Origin of the sequence: Stenotrophomonas sp. GD03930, assembly GCF_029839665.1 — a bacterium.
GTDB classification, from domain to species: domain Bacteria; phylum Pseudomonadota; class Gammaproteobacteria; order Xanthomonadales; family Xanthomonadaceae; genus Stenotrophomonas; species Stenotrophomonas forensis.
In genome coordinates this window covers 301,711-320,687 of sequence record NZ_JAOCAV010000003.1, presented here as the reverse complement: position 1 = coordinate 320,687, position 18,977 = coordinate 301,711, and the positions used below count along the sequence as shown (strand labels likewise).

Genomic DNA, 18,977 nt, shown 5'->3' with positions numbered 1-18,977 from the left:
GCCGATGAACATTGAATCCATCGTCAATGCGATCCTGGGCGTGGTCTGGAGCCCCTACCTGGTGGTGCTGTGCCTGCTCACCGGCCTGTACTTCAGCGTGCGTACCCGCTTCATCCAGCTGCGCGCGCTGCCGGACATGCTGCGCCTGGTGTTCCGCCACGAACGCTCCGAATCCGGAGTGTCACCGTTCCAGGCACTGTCGATCTCGCTGTCCAGCCGGGTCGGCGTAGGCAACATCGCCGGCGTGGCCATGGCCATCGCCTTCGGCGGCCCGGGGGCGATCTTCTGGATGTGGGTGGTGGCCTTTCTCGGTGCCTCCAGTGCCTTCATCGAATCCACCCTGGCGCAGATCTACAAGGACCGTGATGCCAAGGGCCAGTACCGCGGCGGGCCGGCGTACTACATCGAGAAGGGCCTGGGCCAGCGCTGGTATGCAGTGCTGTTCGCGCTGGTGACCGTGCTCGCAGGCGCCATGCTGGCAGGGACCCAGTCCAATGCGATCACCAGTGCGGTGAACGAAGCCTGGGATGTGCCGGTGATGACCACCACCGTGGTGCTGCTGGTGGTGCTGGGCATCATCCTGATCGGTGGTGTGCGGCGCATCGCGCGAGTGGCGGAATGGGTGGTGCCGCTGATGGCGGTGGCCTACCTGATGGTGGCCGCAGTGGTAATGGTGCTCAACGCGGAAAAAGTGCCCGGCGTGATCATGCTGGTGCTGAACAGCGCATTCGGCGTGGACGCGGCCTTCGGCGCGATGATCGGCACCGCCATCCAGTGGGGCGTTCGCCGCGGCGTGCTGTCCAACGAGGCCGGCATGGGCAGTGGCGCGCATGCGGCCGCTGCCGCCGAAGTCTCGCATCCGGTCAAGCAGGGACTGGTGCAGTCGTTCTCGGTCTACATCGACACGATGGTGGTGTGCAGCGCAACCGCATTCCTGATCCTGTCCACCGGCCTGTACAACATCTACGACCCGGCGGTGAACGGCGTTCCCGATGAGGCCCGCCTGCTGCTGGCCAATCTTCCGGGTGTCGAGGCCGGGCCGCGTTTCGTGCAGCACGCCGTGGAATCGGCGCTGCCGGGCTTCGGCCGTTCGTTCGTGGCGCTGGCGATCCTGCCATTCGCGTTCACCACCATCCTGGCGCTGTACTACATGGCCGAGACCAACGTCAGCTACCTGTGCCGGGATCGTCCTTCGCGGTGGGTGATGGGGGCATTCCAGCTGCTGTTCCTGGCGGTTGCCGGCTACTCGGCGGTGAACAGCGCAACGGTGGCATGGTCGCTGGGCGACATCGGGGTGGGCCTGATGAGCTGGCTCAACATCATCGCCATCCTGCTGCTGCAGAAGCCGGCGCTGGCGGCATTGCGCGACTACGAACAGCATCGGCATGCCGGTACGGATCCGCTGTTCAATCCAAAGCGGTTGGGCGTGCGCAACACCCGTGTGTGGGAGGGCTGACAGGATCGAGGTCCGATCCCTCGCCAGGGCGAGGGCGCTGACCCACGCCACGCCCTGTGGGTGCGCCATTGCCCGGTGGGTGCGAACCTCGGTTCGCACCGCTCTTCCCGCTGCGCTCGCCGGGCATGGCCCGGCGCCAGCGTCATTCGTTCGGCGGCGTGGTTGCCTTGGCCTCGCTGCCGAAACCACCGTCAGCTTCCGCGGCCAGGTACGCGAATACCGTGTAGGCAGCCACGTTCTGCGCCAGGGCCTTCGGGTCGATCTTGTCCAGCGTGTCGTCGGCGGTGTGGTGCAGGTGGAAGTAGTCCGAGCCATCCTGCGCCAGCCATGCCCACGCACCGCCCTTGGCCGCCAGCGGGCCGACATCCGGGCCCGGGCCGCCCTTGTCGGCCTGGTACTCGATGCCCAGCGGCTTCATCACTTCGGCGATCTGCCGGGTCGCTTCGCGCGAGCCCTCCGGGTTCGGCGAACCGGTGTTGAAGGCATAGATGCGGCCGGCACCGAAGTCGCTCTCGGCTGCCAGCTGATGCAGGGCCACGTCCTTGGCGTGCGCTTCGGCGTAGGCCTTGCCGCCGTACAGGCCCTGTTCCTCGTTGGCGAAGGCGATCACGCGAATGGTCCGCTTCGGCGCCTGCTTGAGCTGGCCGATCAGGTGGCCGGCCGCCATGGTGATGCCCACGCCTGCGCCGTCATCGACCGCGCCGGTGCCCAGGTCCCACGAATCCAGATGACCGCCAATCACCACCACTTCCTTCGGCAGGCTGCGGCCGGTGATCTCGCCGATCACGTTGTACGAGGTGGCCGTGCCATCCCAGCCGCAATCCAGCGCCACCTTCACCGTGGTGCTGCCACGGGCCAGCAGGCGCGCCAGCTGATCGGCATCGGGCACCGACAGTGCTGCCGACGGCACCGGCGTCAGGCCGTCATCGAAACGGGTGATACCGGTGTGCGGCACGCGATGCGAGTCGGTACCCGCCGAGCGCATCAGGAAGCCGACCGCGCCCTTGCGGATCGCCTCCGACGGGCCCTTGCTGCGGATCGCGCCGCCACGGCCGTAGTCGCGGCCATCGCGGAACGGCAGCATCTGGTAATCGACGAAAGCGATCTTGCCCTTCAGCGAGCCGGCCGGTGCGGCCTGCAATGCGGCCAGATCGGCAAAGCGCACCACCTCGGCTTCAACGGTGCCGCCCGGGCTGCCGCCCAGCGCGGTGATCTGCAGCGGCTGCTGATTCTTGCCGGTCACCGCGGCATGTTCGCTGCGGCGTTCCCACTTCGGGAACGTCACCGGTTCCTTCCATACCTTGTCGAAGCCGAGTGCCTTGAACTTGGCTTCGGCCCAGGCCACGGCGCGGGCATCGGCTTCGCTGCCGGCGATGCGCGGACCGATCTCGGTGGTGAGCGATTCGACCACCTTCCAGCCGGTGTCGTCAGCCAGTGCCTGGTCGCGCAGCTGTGCGGCGGTGGCCAGCGAGGCCGGGGGCAGGGTGGTGGTGCGCGGCGCCGCGAAGGCCGGGGCGGCCAGCAGGGCGAGGGAGGATGCGATGGCAAGCACACGGCGACGCATGGACAACTCCGGGAAGGGACCTAAGCCTTGGAGCTTAACAGTCGTTCAGGCGTGTGCATGGGCGGGAGGTCATGGCTGGCGCGAACGCTGTTTTCCGCCACGTCCGGCAAAGCGAAAGCCCCGCCGGAGCGGGGCTTTCGGTAGTCGCGGTAGTGCCGGCCGCTGGCCGGCACCCACATATTCCGATGTTGCCGGCCAGCGGCCGGCACTACCGTTCTGCGACCTTACTTCTTCAGGCTGTCGCGGATCTCGCGCAACAGCACCACTTCCTCGGCCGGTGCGGCCGGGGCGGCTTCCTGCTTGCGCGACAGGCGGTTGATCGTCTTCACCACCAGGAAGATGGCGAACGCCACGATCACGAACTGGATCAGCGTATTGATGAAGTCGCCATAGCCGATCACCACCGCCGGGATCTCCTTGCCGTCGGCACCGATGCTGGCCGGTGACAGCGTCCAGGCCAGCTGCGAGAAGTCCACCTTGCCGATCAGCAGGCCCAGCGGCGGCATGATGATCTTCTCGACCAGCGCGGTCACGATCTTGCCGAAGGCCGCGCCGATCACCACGCCGACGGCGAGGTCGATGACGTTGCCGCGCATCGCGAATTCCTTGAACTCGGTGAGCATTCCCATTGTTGTTTTTCTCCGGTGAGGGAAGTGGACAGCGCGCAGGGTAGCGCAGGTGATGTCAGCCGGCGATCACGCCGTGGCGCTCGGCCACGTTCTCCAGTCGGGCACTGAAGCGGTCGCCGGGCTTCAGCGCAGCCACCCCGGACGGGGTGCCCATGAACACCAGGTCGCCGGCGCGCAGCTGCCACAGCTTGGACAGCTCATGCAGGATCTCCGGCACGTTCCAGATCATCTGGTCGAGCAACGCCTGCTGGCGCACTTCGCCGTTGACCTCCAGCGACAGGTTCAGCGCGGCCAGGTCACCAACCTCGGCGGCATGCACGATCTCGCTGATCGGCGCGGAGGCATCAAAGCCCTTGGCGGCATCCCACGGGTGGCCCTTGTCCTTGGCGGCCGCCTGCAGATCGCGGCGGGTCAGGTCCAGGCCGACGGCATAGCCGTAGACCAGTGCATCGGCATCGGCCACGGCCAGCTCGCCGGCCGGTGCATCACGGCCGATCGCCACCACCAGTTCCACTTCGTGGTGCAGGTTGGCGGTCGCCGGCGGATAGGGAATGGCATCGTCATGGCCGACCACGATCGCATCGGCGGGCTTGCTGAAGAACATCGGGCGGCCGCGGTCATCGGCGGCCGGCAACGCCGCGCCCATTTCACGGGCATGGTCGGCGAAGTTGCGGCCCACGCAGTAGATGCGGTGCACGGGGAAACTGCCGCCGCCCACGACCGGCACACGCGGCAGGGCAACGGCAGGGATCACATCGGAGACATCGGACATGCGGGCATCCAGGAAGGGCGTGCCCGCAGTCTAGAACGCATGGCGCCCGCCGTCAGCGGGCGCGGAAGGCATGGATCAACGCGAGGCCGGCAACACCGGCTTGCGCACCACACGGTACTCGCCCTCGACCACGGTCGGATCGACCGGACGGGCGGTGCCCGGCTTGCGTGCAGCCAGCAGCTTCCACGCCAGGCCGACCAGAATCATCGCCGCACCGACGAACACGCCGATGAACACCATCGCGGCCAGGATCGCCAGGCCGAGCAGGCCCACGGCAACGCGCACCAACGGATGGCGCGGCTTGCGCGGCGCGAACAGGGTGCGGAACTGGTTGAAGGCGGATGCGCGATTGAACATGGCGGCTCGATAGGCTGGGATCAGCGAAAACAGAGTATCGGGACGCGCCACTGTCATTGAGTGAAAAACTCGTTAAATATAGCCTGTGCTTATTACGAATCAATGACTTGTGTTCATCTTGCAGCCAGTCACCTGAGCAGGCGTGCGACAATGTCGCTTTACTGTCCGAGCCTTCGCCATGACTGCCGCTGCTGCCCTGATCGCCCTTGATGCCATTGCCGATGGCGCGTTTGCCGAGGTCGAAGCGGTGGTCGATGGCGATGCCGAGTCGGTGCTGCTGTATCGCGACGGCATGCAGGTGCGTGCCTTCCTGAACATCTGCCCGCATGCCGGCCGTCGCCTGGACTGGGCGCCCGGCCAGTTCCTGAAGAGCCGTGAAGGCCATCTGGTGTGCGCCGCGCACGGCGCCTCGTTCGCGCTGGACAGCGGCGACTGCATCGCCGGCCCGTGCAAGGGCGACCGCCTGCGGGCCGTGCCGGTGGACGTGCGCGACGGGCAGGTCTATCTGGCCTGAGGCCAGCCAGGGGGCGGATCCGTTTCCTCAGGAAAACGGCTCTGACCCCATCAAGCCAGGAGCAGTCGAGCACGGCTCGACTCTACAAAAGCCGTGTTGACCAAGGTCGACAACTACCAGAGCGAGATCCGTGCCGACCAACGGTCGGCACCCACCACCAGCCGCGTGAAACTGTCGAAGGCGGGGCACTGTGGGTTTGCGGGGTGTGAGCGGCATGGATGCCGCGACCAAGCCCCCATGGATGGGTTTACGGCGTCCCCGCAAACCCACAGTGCCCCGCCATCCCACGGAATGCACGCTGTTGCTGTTGAGGTTGCCGGCCAGCGGCCGGCACTACCGGGGTGCAGGGCGCAGCCCTGCCAACAAACCCAACCCTCAGAACATCAGGTTGATCATCAACACCACCACGCAGGTGTAGATCAGCGACAGCGGGCCGCCGACCCGCCACATCTCGCGCGGGGTGTAGTTGGCCGGACCGGTGATCATCGAGATCACCGGATTGGAGGCCGTCATCAGGTTGTTGGACGCCGACAGCGCCACGATCAGCGCGAATGCGGTCGGGCTGCCGCCGGCAGCCAGCGCCAGGTTCACCGCGATGGGGACCATCACGATGGTCGCACCCACATGGCTGATCACCAGCGAGAACGCGGTGGTCAGCAACGCCAGCGCCACTTCCAGCACCCACAGCGGAATACCGGTGGGCAGCTTGTCGATGGTATGGCCGGCCACCCACGCCGCCGCGCCACTGGAGTCCATTGCCCAGCCCAGCGGAATCAGCCCGGCCATCATGAACACCGTCTTCCAGTTGATCGAGGCATAGGCCTCGTCCATGCGCAGCACGCCGGTCAGCAGCATGCCGGCCACGCCGGTCATCAGGGTCAGCGCCACCGGCAGCTTGCTGGTCAGCGCGATCAGGATGGTCAACGCGAAGATCGCCATTGCGATCTTGAACTTGTGCGGGCGCTGCTCGCCGGTCGGGTAATCGGTCACCACCACGAAGTCCCGGCTCCTGGCGGCCTGTGCCAGGTCGGTCCAGATGCTGTGGAAGACCAGCATGTCGCCCGCACGCAACTGCACGTCGCGCACGTCTTCGCGGATCACCTGCTTGTCGCGGTTGATCGCCAGCAGGCTGATGCCGCGCTCCTTGCGCAGGCGCAGGTCGGCCGCGCTCTTGCCGATCACGTTCGAGGTCGGCGGCACCACGGCCTCGGAAATACCGGCGCGGCTGGGATTGAACAGGTCGCCCAGGTGCTTCAGGCGCGAGGACATGCGCAGGAACTGGTTCTGCGCGAAGTCGCTGATCTGCTGGCGCGGGCCCATCGCACCGAGCACGCTGCCGACCCAGATGCGCATCTCCGCAGGCGGTGCCAGGCGGGTGTCGTTGCCGGTCTTCAGGGCCAGCAGCAGCGGTGCATCGTGCAGGTTCTCCGCCTCGCCCAGGGTCATGCCCACCAGCGGGCTTTCGGCGCTGACCACCAGCTCGAACACATCACCTTCGATGCCGTAGGTCTTGGCGAAGTAGCTTTCGGTACGTGCCGGGGTGACCCCGTCGTTGACCAGGTTCTCTTCCTCGATCAGCTTGCGGTCGCCGTAGTAGCGGAAGTACAGCAGCGAGGCAACCAGCAGCGCCACGCCGATCGGCAGCGGCGCGAACATGCGCAGCGGCTCGATGGTGGCCAGGCCCGAGGGCAGGTTGTTGTTGGCCGAGGCCAGAAGATCGTTCAGCAGGATCAGCGGCGAGTTGCCGACCATGGTCAGCGCGCCGCCCATCACGATCGCCGCCGAGATCGGCAGCAGCAGGCGCTGCAGGGTCAGCCCGGTGCGCGCGGCCAGCCGCGAGGCGACCGGCAGGTACAGCGCCATCACCGACGGGTTCTGCATGAAGGACGAGTTCAGGCCGGCAATGGCCGTGGTCATCATCAGCAGCCGCTGCTCGACGCCGTGGCCGCGCCGCAGCAGCCAGGCGGCCAGCCGGTTCAGCGCCCCGGTGCGGTCCAGGCCCGCACCGAGGATGGTGGTGGCGATGATGCTCATCACCGCGTTGCCGGAGAAACCGCCGAAGATCTCCTCCGGCGCGATCAGCCCGGTGACGCCGAGCACCACCAGCACCACCAGTGCGACCACGTCGGCACGGATGCGCTCGAACAGGAACATCGCCATCGTGAAGCCGACCAGCCCAAGCACGAGCTTCATGTCGTTGGTCAGCGTCAGCGCGGTATCCATGTGGGGCGCGGCGTCCTCAGGCGATCGTCAGGTGCGGTCGTACAACAGGTCCCAGACGCCATGGCCGAGCTTCTGGCCACGGGTCTCGAAGTGGGTCTGCGGGCGCCAGTCCGGGCGCGGCACGCTGCCACGCGGGCCGGCACGGTTGACCAGGCCGGCGGTGGCGTCGAGCACATCCCACATCTGCTCGGCGTAGTCCTCCCAGTCGGTCGCGCAGTGCAGGCGGCCACCCGGGCGCAGCTTGCGCACCAGCAGGTCGGCGAACGCCGGCTGCAGCAGGCGGCGCTTGTTGTGGCGCTTCTTGTGCCACGGGTCCGGGAAGTAGATGCGCACTTCATCCAGCGCGCCGTCGGCGATCTCGTTCTGCAGCACTTCCACCGCATCGTGGTGGTACAGGCGCACGTGGTCGGCGTTGTCGTCGGCCAGCGCGTTCAGCAGCCGGCCCACGCCGGGCGCATGCACCTCGATGCCGATGTAATCACGCGACGGGTCGTGCTGGGCCGCGAAGCGCAGCGCGGCGCCGTTGCCGAAGCCGATTTCCAGCACCTTGTGGGCGGGGCGACCGAAGGTGGCATCCAGATCGCGCGGCTGGCCGTTGTAGTCGATGCCGAAACGCGGCCAGCGTTCGTCGAACGCACGCTGCTGGGCGGGCGTGAATCGGCCCTGGCGCAGCACGAAGCTGCGCACTTCACGGCGGCCTTCGCTGACGGTGAAAGGCTTGGGCGGGGCCTTGGAGCCGGCGCTGTCGAAAGGATTGGTCATCAGCCGATCAGCCCATCCACCGGAGATGAGGCGCTGGCGTAGCGCTTGCGCGGGATGCGCCCGGCCAGGAACGCCTCGCGGCCGGCTTCGACCGCCTTGCGCATCGCGCTGGCCATCAGCACCGGGCTGCGCGCGCCGGCGATGGCGGTGTTCATCAGCACGCCGTCGCAGCCCAGCTCCATCGCGATCGCCGCATCCGAGGCGGTGCCGACGCCGGCGTCGACGATGATCGGCACCTTGGCGTCTTCGATAATCTGCAGCAGGTTGTACTTGTTCTGGATGCCCAGGCCCGAGCCGATCGGCGCGGCCAGCGGCATCACCGCGGCGCAGCCGATCTCTTCCAGGCGCTTGGCCAGGATCGGGTCGTCGGAGGTGTAGACCATCACCTCGAAGCCATCCTTGACCAGCTGTTCGGCGGCCTTGAGGGTCTGTACCACGTCCGGGTACAGCGACTTCTGGTCGCCGAGCACTTCCAGCTTGGTCAGGTTGTGGCCGTCCAGCAGCTCACGGGCCAGGCGGCAGGTGCGCACGGCGTCCTCGGCGGTGTAGCAGCCAGCGGTGTTGGGCAGGATGGTGTAACGGTCCGGCGGCAGCACGTCCAGCAGGTTAGGTTCGCCCGGGTTCTGGCCGATGTTGGTCCGGCGGATGGCCACGGTGACGATCTGGGCGCCTGCAGCCTCGGTGGCCAGGCGGGTTTCTTCCAGGTCCTTGAACTTGCCGGTGCCGGTCAGCAGCCGCGAGCCATAGGTCTTGCCGGCGATCACCAGCGAATCGGGGGAGACATGAACGTTCATGGCGCGATTATCGCTTATCCGCCTGAAGATGGGGTCACGCAACCAAAGGTAGTGCCGGCCGCTGGCCGGCAGATGTGAGGCGTCAGACAGCGTCGGATGGCCGGCCAGCGGCCGGCACTACCCGGAATGGCCTCAACCGCCGCCCAGCGCGTGCACGATCTCCACCACGTCGCCCTCGGCCAGGACATGCTCGCCATGGCGGCTGCGGCTGACGATCTCGCCGTTGACCTCCACCGCCACCCGGCGCTGCAGCAGCTGCTCGGCCTCAAGCAGATCGTGAAGGGTCGCCGAAGCGGGCAGGGTACGGGGTTCGCCATTGAGCTGGATGTTCATCGGCGCATTGTCGCTGATAGCCCGGCGGGATCGGAACCGTTGCAATCTGCGCCATATGCCACGTCCTGCACAGCACGCTGGCGCAGGGCCGGGTGACAATCCATGCGGCGGCGCAGCGTGAGCAAAAGGCGGCGCGGTGAAACCATTCACCGTGCGCCGGCGTACGTCCGCCGGGTCCTCAACGATTTCCCCACAGGAGTTCTTTACATGCTGCTCAGCAAACGCCCGATCCGCTCCCTGATGGCGGCCGCGATCGCGCTGGCCGCGGTTCCGGCCATGGCAGGCGAATCCCCGTATACCCACGCGGTGTTCTTCGGCGACAGCCTGACCGACGCCGGCTACTTCCGCCCGCTGCTGCCGCCCGGCGTGCAGCCGGTCACCGGCCAGTTCACCACCAACCCGGGCTGGGTCTGGTCGCAGCAGCTGGCCAATTACTACGGTCTCAACGGCGCAGCCAACGGCAACGGCCAGAACGGTGACAACTACGCCGTGGGCGGTGCCCGCGTGTCGGTGGAAGGCAGCGGCGCGCTGGGTCCGATTCCCTCGCTGAAGTCGCAGGCTGCTCGTTACCTCGCCGCAAATGGCGGCAAGGCTGACGCAAATGCCCTGTATACCGTCTGGGGTGGCGCCAACGACCTGTTCGCGGCAGCGGCAGCGCCGGCACAGGCGCAGGCCATCATCGGCGCGGCCGTCACCGACCAGATCGCCCTGGTCGGCGCGCTCAAGCAGGCCGGCGCGCAGTACGTGCTGGTGCCGAACCTGCCCAACGTCGGCCTGACCCCGTCGTTCCGTGGCCCGAATGCCGGTGCCGCCACCGCGCTGTCGGCCGGTTACAACAAGGCCCTGTACGGCGGCCTGAAGCAGGCCGGCATCGAGTTCATTCCGCTCGACACCTTCACCGTGCTGGGCGAAGTGGCCGCCAACCCGGCCATGTACGGCTTCACCAACGTCACCAGCACCGCTTGCAAGATCGATCCGACCAATCCGACGCAGAGCATCCTGACCTGCAACCCGACCAGCTATGTCAGCCCGGATGCGGCCAATACCTATCTGTTCGCCGATGGCGTGCATCCGACCACGGCCGGCCACCAGCTGCTGGGCCAGTACGCGGTCTCGGTACTGGAAGGCCCGCGCCTGCAGCAGGTGCTGAGCCACTCGGCGCAGACCATCGGCCGTTCGCGCGCCGACCAGGTCAGCATGCACCTGGGTGGGCGTCCGGCCGACGGCCTGTCCTGGTGGGGCGGCGTGCGAGGCGATCTGCAGCGCTACGACCACGCCGACCTGTACGACGGCCTGGCGCCGGCCGGCCTGTTCGGTGTCGACTGGGCACGCGACGGCATGGTGTTCGGCGGCTTCGCCGGCTTCGGCCGCCTCAACGCCGACTTCGGCAACAGCCGCGGTGACTTCACCCAGAAGGACACCACCGCCGGTCTGTTCGCCGGCTGGTACCACGACCGCATCTGGGTCAACGGCCAGGTCAGCTACACCTGGCTGTCCTATGACGTGAACCGCAAGGTCCAGCTCGGCCCGGCCACCCGCGAGCACGGCGGTTCGCCGGACGGCAGCAACCTGACCGCAGCGCTGAACGCCGGTTACGAGTTCGGCACCGAGGGCGGTTTCCGCCACGGCCCGATCGCTTCGGTGATCTGGCAGAAGGTGAAGATCGACGGTTACACCGAAAGCGCCGCGACCGGCACGCTGGCCACCGCGTTGGGCTATGACCGCCAGAATGTCGATTCGACCGTCGGCCGCATCGGCTGGCAGGCCCGCTTCGACGGCGGTGCGGTCAAGCCGTACGCACAGCTGACCTACGACCACGAGTTCGAAGACACCAAGCAGGCCAGCGCCTGGCTGCAGACCCTGCCGGAACTGGGCAGCTACCGCGTGCCGGGCCTGAACTTCGACAAGAACTACGCCACCGTCGTACTGGGTGCCCGTACCGAGATGTTCGGCCTGCAGAGCAACTTCGGCCTGAGCGCTTCGGCCGGGCAGAAGCGTGCCCAGGACGCGACGCTGTTCGCCAACTTCAGCGGCAGCTTCTGATCCACGCGTCATCCCGGGCACCGCACGGTGCCCGGGATGCCTGACAACAGCGCCGGACCGTGTCCGGCGCATGCGGCGCGGCCAACCATTGCGCAACACCGGCCCCAGCGCATAGACTTTCCACCGCAACGCGGGCGTAGCTCAATGGTAGAGCTGTAGCTTCCCAAGCTACTGACGTGGGTTCGATTCCCATCGCCCGCTCCATCGCACCTCCTTCTTTTGCACCGCAGATTCGGGCGCTCGATGCCCGCTTTCGTATGCCTGTCGATCCAGCCTTGTGACCGACGTGCAGCATCACTAGAGTGAATGCCCCTTCACGCCGGATGATGACGTTGGGACAAGGAATGAGGATGCGGGCCAGCTCACGATGGAACACCTTTCTGCTGGCTCCAGTGCTGGCACTGGCAACGACAGCGTGCACGGACAGCACGGCCCCTTCTGAAGCCGGACATGCAGCGCGCACCGCAAGCGCCACGGTCATCCCCGCCACAGGAGTCGCTAACTCCGGCATGGCGGCCACGGGAAATGCGCCCGCCGCCTATCAGAAGTACTACACCGCTCGAAACGTTCAACCGTTGATGGCGGACCTTGAATTCCTGTCCAGGAGCGGCGACGCGAACGCGAGTTTTTTACTCAGCCGCATCCATGACGACTGTGCCGTCATTCCTGACTGGGGCTCGCTCGCGGGATTGGACATCGCACAGGAAAAGAAGGTCGCACTCCAGCGCAGCACGGCGTGGTTCAAGGCGCGATGCGAAGGAATGCCCGAGGACGTTGTGAGCGGCTTCCGCAATCTGAAGCGCTACCGGGAACTGGCGGTGAATCAGGGAAGCCTTGCTGCACAGATCGAACAGGCGGCGCCTGGCCTCCACCTCGCTGATCAGGATCTTTCGGTGGAGGACCACAAGACGTTTGTCGAAGCCGTGCTCATGCAGGACGACGGTGAAGCCTACATGGCACTTGCGGCAACCATGGGGGAAGCCGCCTCCCACCGCATCGAAGCGTTGAAGCCCTACAAGGCGGGCACAGCCGTCGAGGAGGCCGCATGGATGCTGGCGGGCTGCCGAAAGGGGGTACCATGCGGCGCCGATTCCCCCATTCTCCAACGCATGTGCCGCGCCGGTGTGTGTGGTTACAACTCGCTTGAGGAGCTGTACAGCCATGGGATGCTTGCGCCCGAGCAGATGCAACAGGCGCGCGCACGGATGGAAGAGATCATCGCACTGTCGAAAAGTGTCTCCGGCGACGATGGCTCCATCGCCGGAGACGTTGCCGCGGGGCGGCCGGTCAGTCGGAATTGAATCCGGGCGCCAGCGGGCCGGGCAACGTGTGTTCCGGCCACGGCATCAACAAGGTGCAGGCGTCATACAGGCCGCAGAAATCCTGCCGCAGGTCGGCCGGTACCCAGCCTCCGTAGCTCACCTCGGTCGAGTCGCCGTTGCAGGCATAGGTGACATCGATCCAGCGGGTGTTGGTATGTGAGGCAGCCCCCTGGTGTTGGGTTCTGCCGGTGCAGTAGCGCAGGCTCTGGCCAATCAGCGTGTTGCTGGCGTCGAAATAGAGCCGGGAGACTGCATGGGTGGGCGCGGCATGCACTTCGGTGGCGCCACCCGCCAGGCCAAACAGCAACAACAGCGGAATTCCCATTCGCATCTGTGGTTCTCCTTGGGTTGTGTAAGCCGGCCGTGTTCCTGTCCTGTGGCCGGCGTGGCCATCTTGGCACAGCCTCTGCGGCGGTGCCGGCGTCATCGGGCGCGGCATCATCCGCCCGCCACACGCGCGCGCTATGCTGCGCGCCTGCCGCCCGATCCCGCCGCGATGAAGCTCGCCATCCTGTCCCGCAACAGCTCCCTGTATTCCACCCGCCGGCTGGTCGAGGCGGCGCGCGCGCGCGGCCACACCGTGCGTATCCTTGACCCGCTGCGCTGCTACATGCGCATCGCCGCCGATGGCTTCTCGATGCACTACAAGGGCCGGCCGATGACCGGCGTGGACATGGTCATCCCGCGCATCGGTGCCTCGATCACCCGCTATGGCACGGCCGTGCTGCGCCAGTTCGAGCTGATGGGGGCCCGCACGCCCAACCCGTCCGATGCGATCCTGCGCTCGCGTGACAAGCTGCGTGCGCACCAGCTGCTGGCTGCCAAGGGCATCGACATGCCGGTCACCGTGTTCGGCGACAACCCCGACGACACCGTCGACCTGCTGTCCATGCTCGGCCCGCCGCCGCATGTGGTGAAGCTCAACGAGGGCACCCAGGGTCGCGGTGTGATCCTCACCGAGAAGGCCAGCGCCTCGCGTGGCATCGTCGAGGCGCTGCGCGGGCTGTACGCCAATTTCCTGATGCAGGAGTTCATCGGCGAGGCCAAGGGCGCGGACCTGCGCTGCTTCGTGGTCGGTGACCAGGTGGTGGCCTCGATGCAGCGACAGGCGCCGGAGGGCGACTTCCGCTCCAACCTGCATGCGGGCGGTACGGCGGTGGCGGCCAAGGCCAGCCGCGCCGAACAGCAGGTCGCGGTACGTTCGGCCAAGGCGCTGGGCCTGTCGGTGTGCGGGGTGGACCTGATCCGTTCCGCGCGCGGCCCGCTGGTGCTGGAGGTCAACTCCACGCCGGGGCTGGAGGGCATCGAAGCGGCGTGCGGGGTGGACGTGGCCACGCGCATCATCGAGCACGTGGAGAAGCTTAAAAAGCCTTGATTATTCAGTTGCTTATAAATCTCATGGGTTGATGAGGCCGGGTTTAACATGCCTTTAATCGGCCCCGGCGTAGCCTTCAGCGAACCGCAGCTCTGCCTCTCAGCAGGATCGGTATCGGGATACATCTTCAGACCCAGGCGGGGGCACCGCCTGGGTCTTTTTTATGGTTCTTCTCCCATCTGAGGGGAGAGGCTCACGGCCGACCCGCTAGATTGTGGTTGTCGAGACTACAAACTGGGGCCGGCCGTGGCCAAGCTGGATTGTATGCCGTTGTTGGGGGCCTGGGCGGGGTATCGCCTGGATGATTGGCGACGCGAAGTCCGTGATGGAGTCTCGTGGCTGGTGCTTTCGCTGTTCCCCGATGGACGCCGTAGGCGCCGCTGCAGCGGCTGCTCCAAGTGGGTCACCTCCATCCACGACCAGGTGATCCGGCGTGTCCGTGATCTGCCTGTGTTCGATGAGCCGGTCGAGCTGGAGGTGCAGCGGCAGCGCGTGGCCTGCCCTCGTTGTGGGCCGAGGCTGGAGCATCTGGACTGGCTGGATCGGCACAGCCGGGTCACGCAACGACTGGCAAAGAGCGTTGCACGGATGTGTGCTACTACCTCGATCCATGCCACGGCAAAGTGGCATGGTCTGAACTGGAAAACCGTCAAGGCGCTTGATTTCAGGCACTTGCAGCAGACGCTGGGACCGGTGGACCTTTCCGGAGTCCGTATTCTTGCAATGGACGAATTTGCGATCCAGAAGGGCCATCGCTACGCCACGGTGATAGTAGAGCCGTCCCGCAAACGCGTGCTGTGGGTTGGGCGAGGTCGTAGCCGGGCTGATATCCGCCCCTTTTTCGAGTTGCTGGGCCAGGAGGGCTGCGAGCGCATCCAAGCGGTCGCCATGGACATGAACTCGGCATTCGATCTGGAAGTGAAGGCCCAATGCCCGAACGCCGAAGTGGTCTATGACCTGTTCCATGTGGTGGCCAAATACGGGCGGGAGGTCATTGACCGGATCCGCGTGAATGAGGCCAACAGGCTGCGCCACGACAAGCCTGCCCGGCGCGTGGTGAAGACCTCGCGCTGGCTCCTGCTACGTAACCGACAGAATGTCCCGGGCGATCAGCGCATCAAGCTCAAGGAATTGCTGGAGGCAAACAAAGCCCTGCTGACGACCTATCTGCTCAAAGACGACTTGAAGCAGCTCTGGCGCTACCGCAGCCAAGCGTGGGCAGAAAAAGCATGGAAGAGCTGGCGACAGCGCGCTCTGCGCAGTCGCCTTGAGCCCCTGAGGGCCTTTGTCCATCGCCTGCAGCCCTATCTGCCAGGCATTATGGCCCACTGCCGATGGCCGCTGGGGACGAACCTGGTCGAGGGGGTCAACAACAAGATCAAGGTCATCAAGCGCGTAGCCTACGGATACCGGGACGATGCCTACTTCTTCCTCAAGATCCGCGCAGCCTTCCCCGGAGTTGGGTGAAGAACCTTTTTTATGGGCGTCGCGCACCGCTTGTGGAGGCGCCGTGACGGCCGTAGAGTGGCCTCCATCGTTCCTGGATGGATCGGAGGCAAGCGATGTATCGCGTCACCATGATCGCGTTGTTGCTGGGGCTGGCAGGCACGGCTGTCGCCAAGCCGGAAAAAGCCGTTGTACAGATGGACCGGCAGATGCCGGTGGCCGAACAGGTCCGGAAGGTCGAGAAGGCCCTGGACGACGGCGACTACAGTGAGATCTCCGCGGATGACCGCGCCCAGGTGCGACAGGCACTGGCGCGCATCACCCAGCGGATGGGGGACCGCCAGACGCTGCAGGAACTGCCGCCGCAGGTCCAGAACGACGTCTTCAATGATCAGGAACGGGTCAATACCCTGCTTGCGCGGGCCCATGATGACAGCCGGCAGGTCTGCCAATACACCCGTACCACCGGCAGCAACATGCCCAAAAGCCGCTGCATGACCGTGGCCGAACGGCGGCGCATCGAGGAGAAGGGCAAGGCCCTGCTCCATGACCAGCGCACCTTCACCGACCTCTCGCCTCCCGGCAACCGCTAGGCCGTCCGCCGCCCCTGCGCTTGGCACTTGCTGGCGTGAAGGTGGTGCGAATACAGTCAGCGATCCATTCAAACAAGGATTCGTTTGTCATGAAGTCCCTCCTGATGTCGGCGGTGCTGTTCTCGGGGCTGACCCTGGCCACCGTCGCCTCTGCGTCCAAAGAGTCCAGCGAAGTCTTCCTGCCCGGCAAGCCGCTGCAACAGCAGATCGAGCGCATCGAAATCCAGCTCAACGATGGCGAGACCTACAGCGAACTGAAGCAGAGCGATCGCAGCCGGGTACGTGAGGCGCTGGTGCGCATGCGCACGGCCGTCGAGCAGCATCCGAACCGCGATTCGATGCCTGAACAGGTGCGAACCGATATCTTCAACGACCAGCAGATCGTGAACACGGTTTTGACACAAGCGCGTGAGGATAGTCGTCTAATATGCCAGCGCGAGAAGGTGACGGGTTCGAACCGGTCCACGACGCAGTGCAGCACCGTTGCCGAGCGCGCCCGGCAGAAGGACAGGGCACAGCGTGACATGAGCCAGGCCCAGCGCACCGGCAAATTCGTCAATTAGAGGTGACAGTGAGAATTCTGGTAATCGAAGACAACAGCGACATTGCGGCCAATCTGGGTGATTACCTGGAGGACCGCGGGCACACGGTGGACTTCGCGGCTGACGGGGTCACCGGCCTGCATCTGGCCGTGGTGCACGAGTTCGACGCGATCGTGCTGGATCTCAACCTGCCCGGCATGGACGGTATCGAAGTCTGCCGGAAGCTGCGCAATGAAGCGCGCAAGCAGACCCCGGTGCTGATGCTGACCGCGCGCGATTCGCTGGATAACAAGCTGGCCGGCTTCGATTCCGGTGCCGACGACTACCTGATCAAGCCGTTCGCGCTGCAGGAAGTGGAAGTACGTCTGAATGCCCTGTCGCGCCGTGGAAAGGGCGTGCAGACCCGCGTGCTGGAAACCGGCGATCTGGAATACAACCTGGATACGCTGGAAGTGCGTCGCCAGGGCAAGCTGCTGCAGCTCAACCCGACTGCACTGAAGATCCTGCAGGCGCTTATGGAAGCGGCCCCGGCCGTGGTGACCCGCCAGGAGCTGGAAACCCGGGTGTGGGGTGAGGAATTGCCCGACTCCGATTCGCTGCGCGTGCACATCCATGGCCTGCGTGCGGTGGTCGACAAGCCGTTTGAAGTGCCGCTGATCCAGACCCGCCATGGCATCGGATACCGCATCGCTACCCCGGAAGCCTGATTCGGTGGCAGCGAAAGGGGAGCGTCGGCGCACGCCTTATCGGCGGCGCCTGCGCAGCCGCATCATCGTCTCGTTCGTGTTGTTGGGCTTCTGCCTGACAACGCTGTTCGCGTTCGCCACCAACTGGGCCCGCATGCGGGTGGAAAACCAGTTGGTGGAAGACGTGATCAACCACAACATCGAAGAGTACGCGCGTCGCTTCTACGAGCACCCGGGGCGCAACCCGGCCGTGCCGGTGCAGCAGATCCGTGCTTACGCCTACTCGGCGGACAAATTCGACAAGGCGCGCGAGTCCTGGCCGCAATGGGCCGATCTGCAGACCGGCAACTACAACCTGAGCGGCACCGACGAGCAAGGGCAGCCGTATGCCTACAAGCTGGCCGTGCGCAAGAGCGATGATGCCTGGTTCTTCCTTGCCTATGACATGACCGACAGCGTGCGCGGTGGCAAACAGCTCAACCGCGCGCTGGTGTTGTCGGTGCTGGTGTTCAGCGTGCTGTCGCTGGTGCTGGGCTGGTGGTCGGCGTCGAAGGTGATGAAGCCGGTCTCGGATCTGGCAGCGCGGCTGCGTGCCTATCGCGGCGGCACCAGCGATCCCGAACCGCTGGCGCCGCGCTTCCCCGACGATGAGGTGGGGCAGCTGGCACAGGCGCTGGATGATTACTCGTCGCGGTTGACCGAGGTGGTGCAGCGCGACCGCGAGTTCAATGCTGACGTCAGCCATGAACTGCGCACGCCGCTGGCGGTGATCCGTGGCGCCACCGAGCTGCTGCTGACCCGCCCCGGCCTGGATGAGAAGGTGCTGCAGCGCCTGCAGCGCATCCAGCGCGCCGAACAGCAGTGCAGCGACCTGATCGGCGCGCTGCTGCTGCTGTCGCGCAACGAGCGCGGGCAGGGCACCAGCAACGTGGCCCGGGTGGCCGAGCAGCTGCTGGATGCGCACCGTGCACAGCTGGGTGGCAAGCCGCTGGAACTGGCGCTGGAAGGCGAACGCGATCTGGTGATCGACGCGCCGGAAGCGGCCTTGTCGGTGGCCCTGGGCAATCTGATCGGCAATGCCGTGAAGTACTCGCAGGATGGCGAAGTGCGCGTGCATGTGAGCGCCAACGCGGTTTCGGTGACCGACAGCGGCCCGGGCCTGAGCGAAGAAGACGCGGCCAAGCTGTTCCAGCGTGGCTATCGCGGTACCCATGCCGGCCATTCGCAGGGCGGCGGCATCGGCCTGTCGATCGTCAGCCGCCTGTGCGATCTGTACGGCTGGCAGGTAAGCGTGCGCCCGGGTGGCGAGCGCGGCGTAATCGCCACCCTCACGTTTTCGCCGAAGCCGTTGTAAGGGCCGCTGCTTTGGTAGGTGCCGACCTTGGTCGGCACGTGAGCCCCACGCAGGGCGTGAATCCACTGTCGTACGCAGCACGAATACGCCCGTCCGGGGCCGTCCGGTTCGCGATCCCCGCGGGCGTTGTGGCGCTGTTGCGTGTCAGGGCTCACGGTTCGGCGATCTGATTGCGCTGTTGGCGCATTTGCCCCCTGACGGACCGACGAGCA

At 65.9% G+C, this 18,977-nt stretch carries 19 protein-coding genes and 1 tRNA gene; 11 read left to right on the top strand and 9 right to left on the bottom strand.

Annotated features, from left to right (window positions below; translation table 11 throughout):
• The first annotated feature begins 4 nt into the window (after positions 1-4).
• A complete protein-coding gene (locus N5C18_RS17135) occupies positions 5-1,456 on the top strand; it encodes an alanine/glycine:cation symporter family protein (RefSeq protein ID WP_053510712.1) in 1,452 nt (483 codons plus the stop codon).
• A 142-nt stretch (positions 1,457-1,598) separates the two neighbouring features.
• On the opposite strand, the gene N5C18_RS17130 is transcribed toward N5C18_RS17135, so the two are convergent.
• The 4 genes from N5C18_RS17130 to N5C18_RS17115 all read right to left on the bottom strand — a co-directional run bounded on the left by N5C18_RS17130 (position 1,599) and on the right by N5C18_RS17115 (position 4,778).
• Entirely contained in the window at positions 1,599-3,020 is a 1,422-nt protein-coding gene (locus N5C18_RS17130) for a M28 family peptidase (protein WP_279945209.1), read from the bottom strand.
• Positions 3,021-3,244: 224 nt separating this feature from the next.
• Positions 3,245-3,649: a large-conductance mechanosensitive channel protein MscL gene (mscL, locus tag N5C18_RS17125; RefSeq protein ID WP_004154386.1), complete on the bottom strand. Its 405-nt coding sequence runs from the start codon at positions 3,647-3,649 to the stop codon at positions 3,245-3,247.
• Positions 3,650-3,704: 55 nt separating this feature from the next.
• On the bottom strand, positions 3,705-4,421 hold the full coding sequence (locus N5C18_RS17120; RefSeq protein WP_279945207.1) for a fumarylacetoacetate hydrolase family protein: 717 nt from the start codon (positions 4,419-4,421) through the stop codon (positions 3,705-3,707).
• Between the two features lie 75 nt (positions 4,422-4,496).
• Positions 4,497-4,778 (bottom strand): hypothetical protein, encoded by a 282-nt coding sequence (locus N5C18_RS17115; RefSeq protein ID WP_053510706.1) that lies wholly within the window; start codon positions 4,776-4,778, stop codon positions 4,497-4,499.
• 178 nt (positions 4,779-4,956) lie between these two features.
• Here N5C18_RS17115 and N5C18_RS17110 point away from each other — a divergent pair, with 178 nt between their 5' ends.
• A complete protein-coding gene (locus N5C18_RS17110) occupies positions 4,957-5,292 on the top strand; it encodes a Rieske (2Fe-2S) protein (protein ID WP_164242260.1) in 336 nt (111 codons plus the stop codon).
• 375 nt (positions 5,293-5,667) lie between these two features.
• On the opposite strand, the gene N5C18_RS17105 is transcribed toward N5C18_RS17110, so the two are convergent.
• The 4 genes from N5C18_RS17105 to thiS all read right to left on the bottom strand — a co-directional run bounded on the left by N5C18_RS17105 (position 5,668) and on the right by thiS (position 9,404).
• Positions 5,668-7,515 carry an SLC13 family permease gene (locus N5C18_RS17105; protein ID WP_053510704.1) on the bottom strand — a complete coding sequence of 616 codons (1,848 nt, stop codon included), beginning with the start codon at positions 7,513-7,515 and terminating at the stop codon, positions 5,668-5,670.
• Positions 7,516-7,542: 27 nt separating this feature from the next.
• Entirely contained in the window at positions 7,543-8,277 is a 735-nt protein-coding gene (trmB, locus tag N5C18_RS17100) for a tRNA (guanosine(46)-N7)-methyltransferase TrmB (protein WP_008268324.1), read from the bottom strand.
• Positions 8,277-9,071 (bottom strand): thiazole synthase, encoded by a 795-nt coding sequence (locus N5C18_RS17095; protein ID WP_053450634.1) that lies wholly within the window; start codon positions 9,069-9,071, stop codon positions 8,277-8,279. Before N5C18_RS17095 ends, trmB begins: the two co-directional genes overlap by 1 nt.
• A gap of 132 nt (positions 9,072-9,203) precedes the next feature.
• Positions 9,204-9,404: a sulfur carrier protein ThiS gene (gene thiS / locus N5C18_RS17090; RefSeq protein ID WP_008265079.1), complete on the bottom strand. Its 201-nt coding sequence runs from the start codon at positions 9,402-9,404 to the stop codon at positions 9,204-9,206.
• Positions 9,405-9,611: 207 nt separating this feature from the next.
• On the opposite strand from thiS, the gene N5C18_RS17085 reads away from it, so the two are divergent.
• The 3 genes from N5C18_RS17085 to N5C18_RS17075 all read left to right on the top strand — a co-directional run bounded on the left by N5C18_RS17085 (position 9,612) and on the right by N5C18_RS17075 (position 12,748).
• Positions 9,612-11,447 carry an autotransporter domain-containing protein gene (locus N5C18_RS17085; protein ID WP_271261159.1) on the top strand — a complete coding sequence of 612 codons (1,836 nt, stop codon included), beginning with the start codon at positions 9,612-9,614 and terminating at the stop codon, positions 11,445-11,447.
• Positions 11,448-11,577: 130 nt separating this feature from the next.
• Positions 11,578-11,651: transfer RNA gene (locus N5C18_RS17080), tRNA-Gly, on the top strand.
• 146 nt (positions 11,652-11,797) lie between these two features.
• Positions 11,798-12,748: a hypothetical protein gene (locus N5C18_RS17075; RefSeq protein ID WP_279945205.1), complete on the top strand. Its 951-nt coding sequence runs from the start codon at positions 11,798-11,800 to the stop codon at positions 12,746-12,748.
• Here the strand turns inward: N5C18_RS17075 and N5C18_RS17070 are convergent.
• Positions 12,735-13,094 carry a hypothetical protein gene (locus tag N5C18_RS17070; RefSeq protein ID WP_053450631.1) on the bottom strand — a complete coding sequence of 120 codons (360 nt, stop codon included), beginning with the start codon at positions 13,092-13,094 and terminating at the stop codon, positions 12,735-12,737. The two genes, N5C18_RS17075 and N5C18_RS17070, sit on opposite strands and share 14 nt — an antisense overlap.
• A gap of 171 nt (positions 13,095-13,265) precedes the next feature.
• Between N5C18_RS17070 and rimK the strand changes: the two genes are divergently transcribed.
• The 6 genes from rimK to N5C18_RS17040 all read left to right on the top strand — a co-directional run bounded on the left by rimK (position 13,266) and on the right by N5C18_RS17040 (position 18,765).
• Positions 13,266-14,144: a 30S ribosomal protein S6--L-glutamate ligase gene (rimK, locus tag N5C18_RS17065; RefSeq protein WP_005410807.1), complete on the top strand. Its 879-nt coding sequence runs from the start codon at positions 13,266-13,268 to the stop codon at positions 14,142-14,144.
• A gap of 264 nt (positions 14,145-14,408) precedes the next feature.
• Positions 14,409-15,611, top strand: coding sequence for an ISL3 family transposase (locus N5C18_RS17060; RefSeq protein ID WP_279944506.1), 1,203 nt, complete (start codon positions 14,409-14,411; stop codon positions 15,609-15,611).
• A gap of 95 nt (positions 15,612-15,706) precedes the next feature.
• Entirely contained in the window at positions 15,707-16,183 is a 477-nt protein-coding gene (locus N5C18_RS17055; protein WP_053510697.1) for a hypothetical protein, read from the top strand.
• Positions 16,184-16,272: 89 nt separating this feature from the next.
• Positions 16,273-16,746, top strand: coding sequence for a hypothetical protein (locus N5C18_RS17050; protein ID WP_053450628.1), 474 nt, complete (start codon positions 16,273-16,275; stop codon positions 16,744-16,746).
• Positions 16,747-16,754: 8 nt separating this feature from the next.
• A complete protein-coding gene (locus tag N5C18_RS17045; RefSeq protein WP_005410804.1) occupies positions 16,755-17,432 on the top strand; it encodes a response regulator transcription factor in 678 nt (225 codons plus the stop codon).
• Positions 17,395-18,765, top strand: coding sequence for a HAMP domain-containing sensor histidine kinase (locus N5C18_RS17040; RefSeq protein WP_053510696.1), 1,371 nt, complete (start codon positions 17,395-17,397; stop codon positions 18,763-18,765). Before N5C18_RS17045 ends, N5C18_RS17040 begins: the two co-directional genes overlap by 38 nt.
• Positions 18,766-18,977: the final 212 nt, after the last annotated feature.